Below are 12346 nucleotides of genomic sequence, written 5' to 3'. Positions count from 1 at the left end.
ACAAATATCGCCGGGAGAGGCGGGCCGTCAGGCATCTATTTGTGTTACGTTATAACAAATGCAGGTAAGACAGGATAATGATGAAGTTACGTCGTCTTTTAGCTGCCTTCGGCGCCGTGTTCAGCGCCGGTGCGATCGCTCATCCGCACAGCTTTATCGACATGAATACCACCTTCGTCGCCAAAGACCAGCGGCTGGTCGGCCTGAAAATGGTGTGGGTGATGGATGAAATCACCTCGGCGGATCTGCTCTACGATGCGAAAAACGCCAAGAGCGATTCGGAAGTGTGGAAAAAGCTGGCGGCGGAAGTGATGGCCAACGTGCTGGGGCAGCACTATTTCACCGATCTTTACCGCGACGGCAAACCGGTGAAATACCTGAACTTGCCCAGCGAATATCACCTGTCGCGCCAGGGCAACCAGGCGGTGCTGGAGTTCGTGCTGCCGTTGGCCGAGCCGCAGCCGCTGGCGGGCAAGCCGTTCGAACTTTCGACTTACGATCCGACTTATTTCGTGGATATGACCTATAAAGACCAAAATGCGCTGCATCTGCCGCCGGAGATGGCGCAGCTGTGTAGCTACAAGCTGATGACGCCGAAGCCGAATGCGTCGCTGCAGGCCTATGCGCTGTCGCTCGACAAGAACGACTCGCCCGGTGAAGACCTGGCGCTGGGGCAGCAGTTCGCCCAGCGGGTGACGCTGCAATGTCGTTAAATCTCTCGCAACCGACGACGAGCCGGCGCCACTGGGCCTTCGGCCTGTGGCCGCTGCTGCCGTTCACGCTGGCGCTGGCGGCCGCCGCGCTGCTGGCGTGGCACTATTGGCCGCAGCTGCTGATGCAGAGCGTGGTGTGGCAAAAAGCGCTGCACCAGCAGATGGCGGGGCTGTTGCAGCAGGTGAAGGCCGCGCCGCAGCAGGCCGGGCTGGCGCTGATGCTGTTCAGCCTCGGCTATGGCGTCTTGCATGCGCTCGGCCCCGGCCACGGCAAAGTGGTGATCGCCACCTACCTGGCTACCCATCCGGCGCGGCTGAAAAGCAGCCTGAAGCTGACCTTCGCCGCCTCGCTGGTGCAGGGTGGGGTAGCGATCGCGCTGGTCACGCTGATGCTGGTGGTATTGCAGCTCTCTTCGCGCCAACTGCACCAAAGCAGTTTCTGGCTGGAGAAGGGCAGCTTTATTCTGGTGATGCTGCTTGGCGTGCTGCTGAGTTGGCGCGCGCTGAAACGCCTGTTTGCGGCGATCAAGGCGATGCGCCCGGCGCCGGCGCTACGCATCAACAGCCTGACGCCGCTGGCGGCGGATCATGTGCACAGCGCCAATTGCGGCTGCGGCCACCGGCATCTGCCGAGCGACAGCGAGCTGCAGGCGGGAAGCGACTGGCGCACTCAGGCCGCCATCGTGCTGGCGATGGGCATGCGCCCCTGTTCGGGGGCGATTTTGGTGCTGCTGTTCTCCAAAGTGATCGGCGTGTTCGGCTGGGGAGTGATCTCCGCGCTGGCGATGGCGTTCGGCACCTCGTTGACCATCTCGATGCTGGCGCTGCTGGTACATTACAGCCGCCGGCTGGCTGTGCGCCTCAGCCGTTCGCGCGCGCCCGCCGCCTGGAGCGCGGTGGCCTGGGGGGCGTTGGCGCTGGCCGGCGGCCTGATCCTGCTGGCCGCCGGGCTGTTGCTGTACGTCAGCGCGCAGCCGGAATTCGGCGGCGGCATCCGTCCCTTCTCCCGCTAACGGGCATAAAAAAAGCGCTGCTGATGCAGCGCTTTTTTCGACTCGCTTCTGGCGATTAACGCTTCAGCGCTTCGCTCAGGTCTTCACGCATGGTGGCCAGCATGGCTTTCACTACGCGCGGGTTGCCTGCCACCACGTTGCCGGAGCTGAAGTGGTTGTGGCCGCCGACGAAGTCGGTCACCAGGCCGCCGGCTTCACGCACCAGCAGTTCGCCCGCGGCGAAGTCCCACGGCTTCAGGCCGATTTCGAAGAAACCGTCTACGCGGCCGGCGGCCACATAGGCCAGATCCAGCGCCGCGGAACCGGTGCGGCGGAAGTCTGCGCACTGGGTGAACAGCTTGCCGACGATGTTGATGTAAGGCGTTGCGTGCTGTTTGACCTTGAACGGGAAGCCGGTCGCCAGGATGGTGCCATCCAGATCTTTGGCGTTGGTGCCGCGCAGGCGGTAGCCGTTGAGCTGTGCGCCCTGGCCGCGAGTGGCGGTGAACAGTTCGTTGCGCATCGGATCGTAAACCACGGCCACTTCAGTACGGCCTTTGATGCGTACGGCGATGGAAACGGAGAAATGAGGGAAACGTTTGATGAAGTTTGCAGTGCCATCCAGTGGATCGATCACCCATTGCACATCGCGATCTTCGCCGATCAGCTCACCGCGTTCTTCGCTCACGATACTGTGTTGCGGATAAGACTTGCGGATGACGTCGATGATCAGATGCTCTGCATCGCGATCGACGTTGGTGACGAAGTCATTGGTCCCTTTCTGGCTCGCTTCTACAGCGTCCGGGGTTTCGTAGTTTTTGGCAATCAGGTTACCGGCCTTGCGCGCAGCGCGCACGGCGATAGTCAGCATCGGATGCATGGGTATCTTCCAACTAGGATGTTAAAGAACAGGAAACGGCGCGAAGTATAGCAGCTGTTCGGCAAATTGCCTATGGCTGTGTTAAGATGCTGCGATTTTCCGCCACGCTCAGAGTTTGTATGCTGCACAATATCCGCATTGTTCTGGTAGAGACTTCACATACCGGCAACATGGGCTCGACCGCCAGAGCCATGAAAACCATGGGTTTAACCAACCTTTATCTGGTTAATCCGCTGATCAAACCCGATTCTCAGGCCATCGCCCTGGCCGCCGGCGCCAGCGACGTGATCGGCAACGCCACTATCGTCGACACCCTCGATGACGCCATCGCCGGCTGTAGCCTGGTGGTGGGCACCAGCGCCCGTTCTCGCACCTTGCCGTGGCCGATGTTGGAGCCGCGTGAATGCGGCGTGCGCGCGGTGCACGAGGGCGAGCACGCGCCGGTGGCGCTGGTGTTCGGCCGCGAACGCGTCGGGCTGACCAACGATGAATTGCAGAAGTGCCACTACCACGTCGCCATTCCGGCCAACCCGGACTACAGCTCGCTGAACCTGGCGATGGCGGTGCAGATCCTGGCGTACGAAGTGCGCGTGGCTTACCTCGATCGCCAACAGGCGGGCGCGCCGCAGCTGGAAGAGACGCCGTATCCGCTGGTGGATGACCTCGAGCGTTTCTATCAGCACCTGGAGCAGACGCTGCAGCGCACCGGCTTTATTCGCCCGTCCCATCCGGGCCAGGTGATGAGCCGCCTGCGTCGGCTGTTCACCCGCGCGCGCCCGGAAGGGCAGGAGCTGAATATCCTGCGCGGCATGCTGACGTCGATCGAGAAACAGGATAAACATCAAGGTAATTAATTGATGTGGCATAGCGGCGGGTGACAATAGTATTAGTTATCCAAAGGTTATAACATGTATTTTATATACCTTTGTTCTTGCTAAGTTCAAAACGTGCTAATACTTGAGTCAATTACTAGGTTAAATAGTTGACTGTTTTACTCAGGAATGTCAGACTTTCGGCCATATTTGACCAACAGGTAACCATTGAGCTATGAGACTGACATCCAAAGGCCGTTATGCCGTAACCGCTATGCTCGACGTAGCGCTGCATTCCCAGGAAGGGCCGGTGCCACTGGCGGACATTTCCGAACGCCAGGGTATTTCGCTCTCTTATCTGGAACAATTATTCTCCCGTCTGCGCAAGAATGGCCTGGTGGCCAGCGTGCGCGGCCCGGGCGGTGGTTATCTGCTGGGTAAAGACGCGGGTGAGATCGCCGTTGGCGCTGTCATCACTGCCGTCGATGAATCGGTAGATGCAACCCGGTGCCAGGGCAAAGAAGGCTGTCAGGGCGGCGATCGCTGCTTGACCCACGCCCTGTGGCGCGATCTGAGCGAGCGCATCAGCGGGTTCCTGAACAACATTACGCTGGCAGAACTGGTCAACAACCAGGAAGTGCTGGTGGTGGCGGATCGTCAAAACAACGATACGCGCCGCACGGCCAACGGTCGTCCGCAAGAAACTATCAACGTTAATCTGCGCGCATAAGCAGCTGGCGAAATTATTTTAGTTTTTGGAAGTGATGTACGGAGCACAAGAGCAATGAAATTACCGATTTATCTGGATTACTCAGCAACGACGCCGGTTGACCCGCGCGTTGCTGAGAAGATGATGCAGTTTTTGACCCTGGACGGCACTTTCGGCAACCCGGCTTCCCGTTCCCACCGTTTCGGTTGGCAGGCGGAAGAGGCGGTAGACATCGCCCGTAACCAAATCGCCGAACTGGTGGGCGCCGATCCGCGCGAAATCGTCTTCACCTCCGGGGCGACCGAATCCGACAACCTGGCGATCAAAGGCGCTGCCAATTTCTACCAGAAAAAAGGCAAGCACATCATCACCAGCAAAACCGAACACAAAGCCGTGCTGGACACCTGCCGTCAGCTGGAGCGCGAAGGGTTCGAAGTGACCTATCTGGCGCCGCAGAGCAACGGCATCATCAGCCTGCAGGATCTCGAAGCGGCGCTGCGCGATGACACCATTCTGGTCTCCATCATGCACGTCAACAACGAAATCGGCGTGGTGCAGGACATCGAAGCGATCGGCGAAATGTGCCGCGCGCGCGGTATCATCTACCACGTTGACGCCACCCAGAGCGTGGGCAAACTGCCTATCGATCTGAGCAAGCTGAAAGTCGATCTGATGTCGTTCTCCGGCCACAAAATCTATGGCCCGAAAGGCATCGGCGCGCTGTACGTGCGCCGCAAGCCGCGCATCCGCATCGAAGCGCAGATACACGGCGGCGGTCACGAGCGCGGCATGCGTTCCGGCACCCTGCCTGTCCACCAGATCGTCGGCATGGGCGAAGCTTACCGCATCGCCAAAGAAGAGATGACCGAAGAGATGGCGCGTCTGCGCACCCTGCGCGATCGTCTGTGGAACGGCGTGAAAGATATGGAAGAAGTGTATCTGAACGGCGATCTGGAGCACGGCGCACCGAACATCCTGAACGTCAGCTTCAACTACGTTGAAGGCGAATCGCTGATCATGGCGCTGAAAGACCTGGCTGTTTCCTCCGGTTCAGCCTGTACCTCCGCCAGCCTCGAGCCGTCCTACGTGCTGCGCGCGCTGGGCATGAGCGATGAATTGGCGCACAGCTCGATCCGTTTCTCCCTGGGGCGTTTCACCACGGAAGAAGAGATCGACTACACCATTCAACTGGTGCGTAAATCCATCGGCCGTCTGCGCGATCTGTCTCCTCTGTGGGAGATGTTCAAGCAGGGCGTGGACATCAACAGCATCGAATGGGCGCATCATTAATTCTCAGGTTTCAGGAGCAAGGTCATGGCTTACAGCGAAAAAGTAATCGATCATTATGAAAACCCGCGCAACGTGGGTTCCTTCGACAACGAAGATCCTACCGTCGGCAGCGGCATGGTAGGGGCGCCGGCTTGCGGCGACGTCATGAAGCTGCAAATCAAGGTTAACGATGAAGGCATCATCGAAGACGCGCGCTTTAAAACTTACGGCTGCGGTTCCGCCATCGCCTCCAGCTCGCTGGTGACCGAATGGATGAAAGGCAAGTCGCTCGATCAGGCTGAAGCGATCAAAAACACCCAGATCGCCGAAGAGCTGGAATTGCCGCCGGTCAAAATTCACTGCTCGATCCTGGCTGAAGACGCCATCAAAGCAGCGATTGCCGACTATAAGAGCAAGCATAGCGCCGAGTAATTTGTCTGAGTCGGCCCGGCCGCGCCGGGCTTTGATTTGAAGTGTGAGGTTGTGATGTCTATTACCATGAGCGACAGCGCTGCGCAGCGTGTTCAGGCGTTTTTGACGAACCGCGGCAAGGGTCTCGGCCTGCGTCTGGGAGTGCGAACTTCCGGCTGCTCCGGAATGGCCTACGTGCTGGAATTTGTTGACGAAGCCAACGATGACGACATCGTGTTTGAAGACAAAGGCATCAAGGTGATCATCGACGGCAAGAGCCTGGTTTACCTTGACGGCACCGAGCTTGATTTCGTTAAGGAAGGCCTGAACGAAGGCTTCAAGTTCAACAACCCGAACGTCTCAAGCGAATGCGGCTGCGGCGAGAGTTTCAACGTCTGACAGTCCATCGTGCTCCCCCGTTTCGGCGGGGGAACTTCATCCGCTAACGCCCAGAGCACGCTATGGATTACTTTACTTTATTCGGGCTGCCAGTTCGCTACACCGTGGACGGCAGCCTGCTTGCGTCCCGCTTCCAGGATCTGCAGCGCCAATTTCACCCCGATCGTTTCGCCAACCAGCCGGAGCGCGAACGCCTGATGGCGTTGCAGCAGGCGGCGACCATCAACGAAGCCTACCAGTCGCTGAAGCACCCGTTAAAACGCGCGGAGTATATGCTATCTTTGCACGGCTTCGATCTGGGTAACGAACAGCATACGATGCGCGACACCGCATTTCTGATGGAACAGCTGGAGCTGCGCGAAGAGCTCGACGCCATTGAGCGCAAGCCGGAGGCGGAAAGCCTGCTGGCCGATTTCGGCGCGCGGCTGGCTGTCTCCATCAAACAGCGCAGCGCGCTGATGCTGCAGCAGCTGGACGGCGAGCTGTGGGCGGACGCCGCCGACACCGTGCGCAAGCTGCGCTTTTTGGACAAACTCCAGCAACAGGTTGAACAACTCGAAGAAAAACTGCTGGGTTTTGAGTAACACCTTCTGATTCTGATTGTGGAAGCTTCAACATGGCCTTATTACAAATTAGTGAGCCTGGCCTCAGCGCCGCGCCGCACCAGCGACGTCTGGCCGCCGGCATCGACTTAGGCACCACCAACTCGCTGGTCGCCACGGTGCGCAGCGGGCAAGCGGAAACGCTGGCCGACGAACAGGGCCGCCATTTGCTGCCTTCGGTGGTGCATTATCAGGCGGATGCGCAGCGCGTCGGCTGGGAGGCGCGCCAACAGGCGGCGCAGGATCCGGCCAATACCGTCAGCTCCATCAAGCGCATGATGGGCCGCTCGTTGGCGGACGTGCAGCAACGTTACCCGAACCTGCCGTATCAATTCCAGGCCAGCGACAACGGCCTGCCGCTGATCGTCACCGCCGGCGGCCCGGTTAACCCGGTCGGCGTCTCCGCCGATATCCTGCGGGCCCTGTCCGCGCGCGCGCAAGCGGCGCTGGAAGGGGAGCTGGATGGCGTGGTGATCACCGTTCCCGCCTACTTCGACGACGCGCAGCGCCAGGGCACCAAAGACGCGGCGCGTCTGGCCGGCCTGCATGTCCTGCGCCTGCTGAACGAACCGACCGCGGCGGCGATCGCCTACGGGCTGGACTCCGGCCAGGAAGGGGTGATCGCGGTTTACGATCTGGGCGGCGGCACCTTTGATATCTCCATTCTGCGCCTCAGCCGCGGCGTGTTCGAAGTGCTGGCCACGGGCGGCGATTCCGCGCTGGGCGGCGACGACTTCGATCACCTGCTGGCCGACTGGCTGCGCGAGCAGGCCGGCGTGGCCGATCGCAGCGACCACGGCGTGCAGCGCCAGCTGCTGGACGCCGCCATCGCCGCTAAAATCGCGTTGAGCGATGCCGACAGCGTGCGCGTCGAGGTGGCCGGCTGGCAGGGCGAGGTGACCCGCGCCCAGTTCGAAGCGCTGATCGCCCCGCTGGTGAAACGCACGCTGATGGCCTGCCGCCGCGCGCTGAAAGACGCCGGCGTCGCCGCCGACGAGGTGCTGGAAGCGGTGATGGTCGGCGGTTCCACCCGCGTGCCGCTGGTGCGTGAGCAGGTGGGCGCCTTCTTCGGCCGCACGCCGCTGACGTCGATCGATCCGGATAAAGTGGTCGCCATCGGCGCCGCGATCCAGGCCGACATTCTGGTGGGCAACAAGCCGGACAGCGATATGCTGCTGCTGGACGTGATCCCGCTGTCGCTGGGCCTCGAAACCATGGGCGGTCTGGTGGAGAAAGTGATCCCGCGCAACACCACCATTCCGGTGGCGCGCGCGCAGGAATTCACCACCTTTAAAGATGGCCAGAGCGCGATGATGATCCACGTGCTGCAGGGCGAGCGCGAGCTGGTGCAGGACTGCCGTTCGCTGGCGCGTTTCACGCTGCGCGGCCTGCCGCCGCTGCCTGCCGGGGGCGCGCACATTCGCGTCACCTTCCAGGTGGATGCCGACGGTCTGCTGAGCGTCACCGCGATGGAGAAATCCACCGGCGTCGAAGCTTCGATCCAGGTGAAGCCGTCGTACGGCCTGTCGGACAGCGAAATCGCCGGCATGATCAAAGATTCGATGGCCAACGCGCAAAGCGACGTGGGCGCGCGCAAGCTGGCGGAGCAACGCGTGGAAGCCGCGCGGGTGCTGGAAAGCCTGCAGGGCGCGCTGGCCAGCGACGCCGCGCTGCTGAGCGAGGCGGAAAGCCAGGCGATCGCCGCCGCGACCCAGGCGTTGCAGCAGGCGGTGCAGGGTGAAGATCCCGCCGCTATCGAAGACGCCATCAAAACATTAGATGCACAAACGCAAGATTTTGCCGCGCGCCGCATGGACGCTTCCATTCGCCGCGCGCTGGCTGGCCATTCTGTGGATGAGGTTTAACCATGCCTAAAATTGTTTTCCTGCCCCATCAAGATCTTTGCCCGGAAGGGGCGGTTCTGGAAGCCGAAAAAGGGGAGTCGATCCTCAACGTTGCGCTGCGCAACGGCATTGAAATCGAGCACGCCTGCGAGAAATCCTGCGCCTGCACCACCTGCCACTGCATCGTGCGTGAAGGCTTCGATTCGCTGGAAGAGAGCAGCGAGCTGGAAGACGACATGCTGGACAAGGCCTGGGGGCTGGAGCCGGAAAGCCGTCTGAGCTGCCAGGCGCTGGTCGCCGACGAAGATCTGGTGGTCGAAATGCCGCGCTACACCGTCAACCACGCGCGTGAGCATTAATTGTTAGCCGCAGCGCCAACCCGGAGATCATAATGGGACTGAAGTGGATCGACAGCCGTGAAATCGGCGAAGCCCTGTACGACCAATACCCGGACACCGATCCGAAAACCGTGCGTTTTACCGACATGCATCAGTGGATCTGCGATCTGGAAGAGTTCGACGACGATCCGCAGGCTTCCAACGAAAAAATACTGGAAGCGATCCTGCTGGTCTGGTTAGATGAAGCGGAGTAAATAGCGTAACGGGCTGCCATGGGCGGCCCGTTTATTTTGTATCCGACATACCCGTCGTCTTTCAAACCGCAGCGTTGTTACCTGCACGTAGTTACGTGGCCCATCCGTGGGCCACGCCCCAAGGGGCCGCTGCGAGCAGCGTTCAAATCTGCTCCCGGCAGATTTGTCTTACCCCAGTCACTTACCTGAGTAAGCTCCTGGGGATGAGATCGCTGGGCGCCTAGCTGCAATTTGAAATCCATAGGGTATGCAATAAAGCCCTAATGAAATAATAAAGGGAACATCCGGAGTAAGAAGGCTATGACAACAGAATTCATGCAGGTCACGCTGTCGCAACAACCTGCCGACGCCCGTTGGGGCGAAAAAGCGCTGCTCAGCACCAACGGCGAAGGGATGACCATCCACCTGACCGGCGCCGACAAGCTGGGCGCGATCCAGCGTGCGGGCCGCAAAATTGACGGTCAGGGCATCAAAAACGTCAAGCTGGCCGGCGACGGTTGGGACTTGGAAAACAGCTGGGCGTTTTGGCAGGGTTACCGCGGGCCGAAAGGGCAGCGCAACGTCGAATGGGCCGAGCTGCCGGAAGCCGCGCGTCAGGAGCTGGATAAGCGCCTGAAGATCGTTGACTGGGTGCGCGACACCATCAACATGCCGGCGGAAGAGCTGGGGCCAGAGCAACTGGCGACCCGCGCCGTCGATCTGATGTGCGACGTCGGCTGCGATGCCGTCAGCTACCGCATCACCAAGGGCGAAGATCTGCGCGAGCAGAACTATGCCGGCATCCACACCGTCGGCCGCGGCTCCGAGCGTCCGCCGGTGCTGCTGGCGCTCGACTTCAACCCGACCGGTAACCCGGATGCGCCGGTGTTCGCCTGCCTGGTCGGCAAGGGCATCACCTTCGATACTGGCGGTTATAGCCTGAAACAGAGCGCCTTTATGGATTCGATGAAGGCTGACATGGGCGGTGCGGCCACCATCACCGGCGCCCTGGCGCTGGCGGCGGCGCGCGGCCTGAAGCAGCGCGTGAAGCTGTACCTGTGCTGCGCCGACAACATGGTCAGCGGCAACGCTTTCAAACTGGGCGACATCATTCGCTACCGCAACGGCAAAACCGTTGAGGTGATGAACACCGATGCGGAAGGGCGCCTGGTGCTGGCCGACGGCCTGATCGACGCTTCTGAGCAGAACCCGCAGCTGATTATCGACTGCGCCACCCTGACCGGCGCCGCGAAAACCGCGGTCGGCAACGACTACCATGCGCTGTTCAGCTTCGACGACGCGCTGGCGCAGGAGCTGCTGAACAGCGCCACCGCCGAGCAAGAGCCGTTCTGGCGTCTGCCGCTGGCCGAGTTCCACCGCAGCCAACTGCCGTCCAACTTCGCCGAGCTGAACAACGTGGCCGGCCCGGCCTACACCGCCGGCGCCAGCACCGCGGCGGCCTTCCTGTCGCATTTCGTCAAGAATTACCAGCAAGGCTGGCTGCACATCGACTGTTCCGCCACCTACCGCAAAGGCGCGGTGGAGCAGTGGTCGGCCGGCGCGACCGGTCTGGGCGTGCGTACCCTGGCCAACCTGCTGCTGAGCAAAGCCAAATAATTGAACGCCCGCCGCGTCGGGCGCTAGAATGCGCATTATCTTCGGGGCCCAGCATGCTGGGCCTCGCTATTTGATCCCTGGAGTTTGCCATGAGTGCCCATCATCACGATGCCGCCCCGAGCGAGAACGAACTTGAACGCCTGCTGAAGCTGGCGGTGACGGAGCCGGCCCACCGCCCGGCGTTCTTCCGTGAACTGCTCGACGCCACGGTGCTGATCCTCGGCGACAGCGAGCAGGTGCAGCAGGACGGCGACATCGCGCTGAACGCGGATACGCCGGTCAATATCCAGCATTGGGAGAAGCAGGACGGCGGCAGCATCATTCCGTTCTTCACCTCGCTGGAAGCGCTGCAGAAGGCCGTTGAGGACGAACAGCCGTTCATCGCCATGCCGGCGCGGGTGCTGTTCGAAATCACCCAGGGTGCGGATCTGTTCCTCAACCCGAAGGCGGAGTACGGCAAGGAGTTCTATCCGGAAGAGGTGGCGATGCTGCTGGCGACCGGCGGCGTCGCCAAACCGGTGGAGCATTACGTCGATAAAGAGACCCAAATCCTGCTGGGGCAGCCCGAAGAGTACCCGTCGGCGATGGTGGATGCGTTGACCACGCTGTTCAGCCAGCGCAAGCCGGTGCGCCGCGCGTTTCTGGCGCTGATGCACGATCAGGCGGCGGACGAGAAGCCGAATCTGCTGATCGGGCTGGAAGTGGACGCCGAGCCGGCGGAGATCGAAGCGTTGATCAACGAGGCCGGCAGCGTCGCCAGCGAAACGGCGCCGAACGACGAACCGGTGGATTTCTGCCTGGTGTCGGAGAACGAGCGCGGCATCAGCCACTATCTGATCTCCCATACGCAGCCGTTTTATCAGCGCCGCTGGGGCAGTTGGCTGCGCAATTTGATCCCGTCTACCGACAAGACCCAGTAGCGCCGCCGCGTGGTCGAAAATGAATCATGAAGATCATATTTTTTTAATGAAATGTTGATTTTCCCGTAGGCAAGCGTTAACGGCGCACATATAATCTGCGCCACTTGAGAAGGCCGGCAACATTGCAGACCGGCCTGTTTTGGAAGTCATACAGAGGCCATCATGACCGTAGAACGTACCTTTTCCATCGTTAAACCAAACGCTGTAGCCAACAACGACATCGGCGCTATCTACGCTCGTTTCGAGCGCGCCGGTTTCAAAATCATCGCCGCTAAAATGCTGCGTCTGACTCGCGAGCAAGCTGAAGGCTTCTACGCTGAGCACAAAGGCCGCCCATTCTTCGACGGTCTGGTTGAGTTCATGACCTCCGGCCCAATCATGGTGCAGGTTCTGGAATCTGAAAACGCCGTGCAGCGCAACCGCGACATCATGGGCGCAACCAACCCGGACAACGCGCTGGCCGGTACCCTGCGTGCCGACTACGCGGACAGCTTCACCGCTAACGCCGTTCACGGTTCCGACTCCGTTGAATCCGCACAGCGCGAAATCGCTTACTTCTTCAACGAAAGCGAAATCTGCGCACGTTAATCGTGCCGTTGCTGATAGC

The 12346-nt window shown here is 60.6% G+C and carries 15 protein-coding genes; 14 read left to right on the top strand and 1 reads right to left on the bottom strand.

The window, feature by feature from the left end; translation table 11 throughout:
- Nucleotides 1-77 precede the first annotated feature (77 nt).
- On the top strand, nucleotides 78-713 hold the full coding sequence (locus SSARUM2_RS18590) for a DUF1007 family protein (RefSeq protein WP_033651572.1): 636 nt from the start codon (nucleotides 78-80) through the stop codon (nucleotides 711-713).
- A complete protein-coding gene (locus SSARUM2_RS18585; protein ID WP_016929766.1) occupies nucleotides 704-1726 on the top strand; it encodes a nickel/cobalt transporter in 1023 nt (340 codons plus the stop codon). The genes SSARUM2_RS18590 and SSARUM2_RS18585 overlap by 10 nt, the downstream gene beginning before the upstream one ends.
- Nucleotides 1727-1781: 55 nt before the next feature.
- Here the strand turns inward: SSARUM2_RS18585 and suhB are convergent, their stop codons facing one another.
- On the bottom strand, nucleotides 1782-2585 hold the full coding sequence (gene suhB / locus SSARUM2_RS18580; RefSeq protein WP_049234860.1) for an inositol-1-monophosphatase: 804 nt from the start codon (nucleotides 2583-2585) through the stop codon (nucleotides 1782-1784).
- A gap of 119 nt (nucleotides 2586-2704) precedes the next feature.
- Here suhB and trmJ point away from each other — a divergent pair, with 119 nt between their 5' ends.
- The 12 genes from trmJ (at nucleotide 2705) to ndk (ending at nucleotide 12327) form a co-directional block, all read left to right on the top strand.
- Nucleotides 2705-3439 (top strand): tRNA (cytosine(32)/uridine(32)-2'-O)-methyltransferase TrmJ, encoded by a 735-nt coding sequence (gene trmJ, locus SSARUM2_RS18575; protein ID WP_025303916.1) that lies wholly within the window; start codon nucleotides 2705-2707, stop codon nucleotides 3437-3439.
- A gap of 193 nt (nucleotides 3440-3632) precedes the next feature.
- Nucleotides 3633-4127 (top strand): Fe-S cluster assembly transcriptional regulator IscR, encoded by a 495-nt coding sequence (gene iscR, locus SSARUM2_RS18570; protein WP_004941404.1) that lies wholly within the window; start codon nucleotides 3633-3635, stop codon nucleotides 4125-4127.
- Nucleotides 4128-4181: 54 nt separating this feature from the next.
- A complete protein-coding gene (gene iscS, locus SSARUM2_RS18565) occupies nucleotides 4182-5396 on the top strand; it encodes a cysteine desulfurase (RefSeq protein WP_033654284.1) in 1215 nt (404 codons plus the stop codon).
- A gap of 24 nt (nucleotides 5397-5420) precedes the next feature.
- Complete coding sequence (gene iscU / locus SSARUM2_RS18560; RefSeq protein WP_033635600.1) at nucleotides 5421-5807, top strand: Fe-S cluster assembly scaffold IscU; 387 nt, start codon at nucleotides 5421-5423, stop codon at nucleotides 5805-5807.
- A gap of 54 nt (nucleotides 5808-5861) precedes the next feature.
- Nucleotides 5862-6185 (top strand): iron-sulfur cluster assembly protein IscA, encoded by a 324-nt coding sequence (gene iscA, locus SSARUM2_RS18555; RefSeq protein ID WP_004941410.1) that lies wholly within the window; start codon nucleotides 5862-5864, stop codon nucleotides 6183-6185.
- A gap of 62 nt (nucleotides 6186-6247) precedes the next feature.
- Nucleotides 6248-6769 (top strand): co-chaperone HscB, encoded by a 522-nt coding sequence (hscB, locus tag SSARUM2_RS18550; RefSeq protein ID WP_060453058.1) that lies wholly within the window; start codon nucleotides 6248-6250, stop codon nucleotides 6767-6769.
- A 32-nt stretch (nucleotides 6770-6801) separates the two neighbouring features.
- Nucleotides 6802-8652, top strand: a complete 1851-nt coding sequence (gene hscA / locus SSARUM2_RS18545) for a Fe-S protein assembly chaperone HscA (RefSeq protein ID WP_033648918.1) — start codon at nucleotides 6802-6804, stop codon at nucleotides 8650-8652.
- A gap of 2 nt (nucleotides 8653-8654) precedes the next feature.
- Complete coding sequence (fdx, locus tag SSARUM2_RS18540) at nucleotides 8655-8990, top strand: ISC system 2Fe-2S type ferredoxin (RefSeq protein WP_004941417.1); 336 nt, start codon at nucleotides 8655-8657, stop codon at nucleotides 8988-8990.
- Nucleotides 8991-9022: 32 nt separating this feature from the next.
- Nucleotides 9023-9223, top strand: coding sequence for a Fe-S cluster assembly protein IscX (gene iscX, locus SSARUM2_RS18535; protein ID WP_049234866.1), 201 nt, complete (start codon nucleotides 9023-9025; stop codon nucleotides 9221-9223).
- A 300-nt stretch (nucleotides 9224-9523) separates the two neighbouring features.
- Nucleotides 9524-10819, top strand: coding sequence for an aminopeptidase PepB (gene pepB, locus SSARUM2_RS18530; RefSeq protein WP_060453057.1), 1296 nt, complete (start codon nucleotides 9524-9526; stop codon nucleotides 10817-10819).
- An 89-nt stretch (nucleotides 10820-10908) separates the two neighbouring features.
- Nucleotides 10909-11739, top strand: coding sequence for an enhanced serine sensitivity protein SseB (sseB, locus tag SSARUM2_RS18525; protein WP_060443639.1), 831 nt, complete (start codon nucleotides 10909-10911; stop codon nucleotides 11737-11739).
- 162 nt (nucleotides 11740-11901) lie between these two features.
- Nucleotides 11902-12327, top strand: coding sequence for a nucleoside-diphosphate kinase (ndk, locus tag SSARUM2_RS18520; RefSeq protein ID WP_004941424.1), 426 nt, complete (start codon nucleotides 11902-11904; stop codon nucleotides 12325-12327).
- The last annotated feature ends 19 nt before the right edge of the window (nucleotides 12328-12346 follow it).

Origin of the sequence: Serratia sp. K-E0102, from assembly GCF_029962625.1 — a bacterium.
GTDB lineage: Bacteria > Pseudomonadota > Gammaproteobacteria > Enterobacterales > Enterobacteriaceae > Serratia > Serratia sarumanii.
This window is presented reverse-complemented; position numbering and strand designations above follow the sequence as displayed.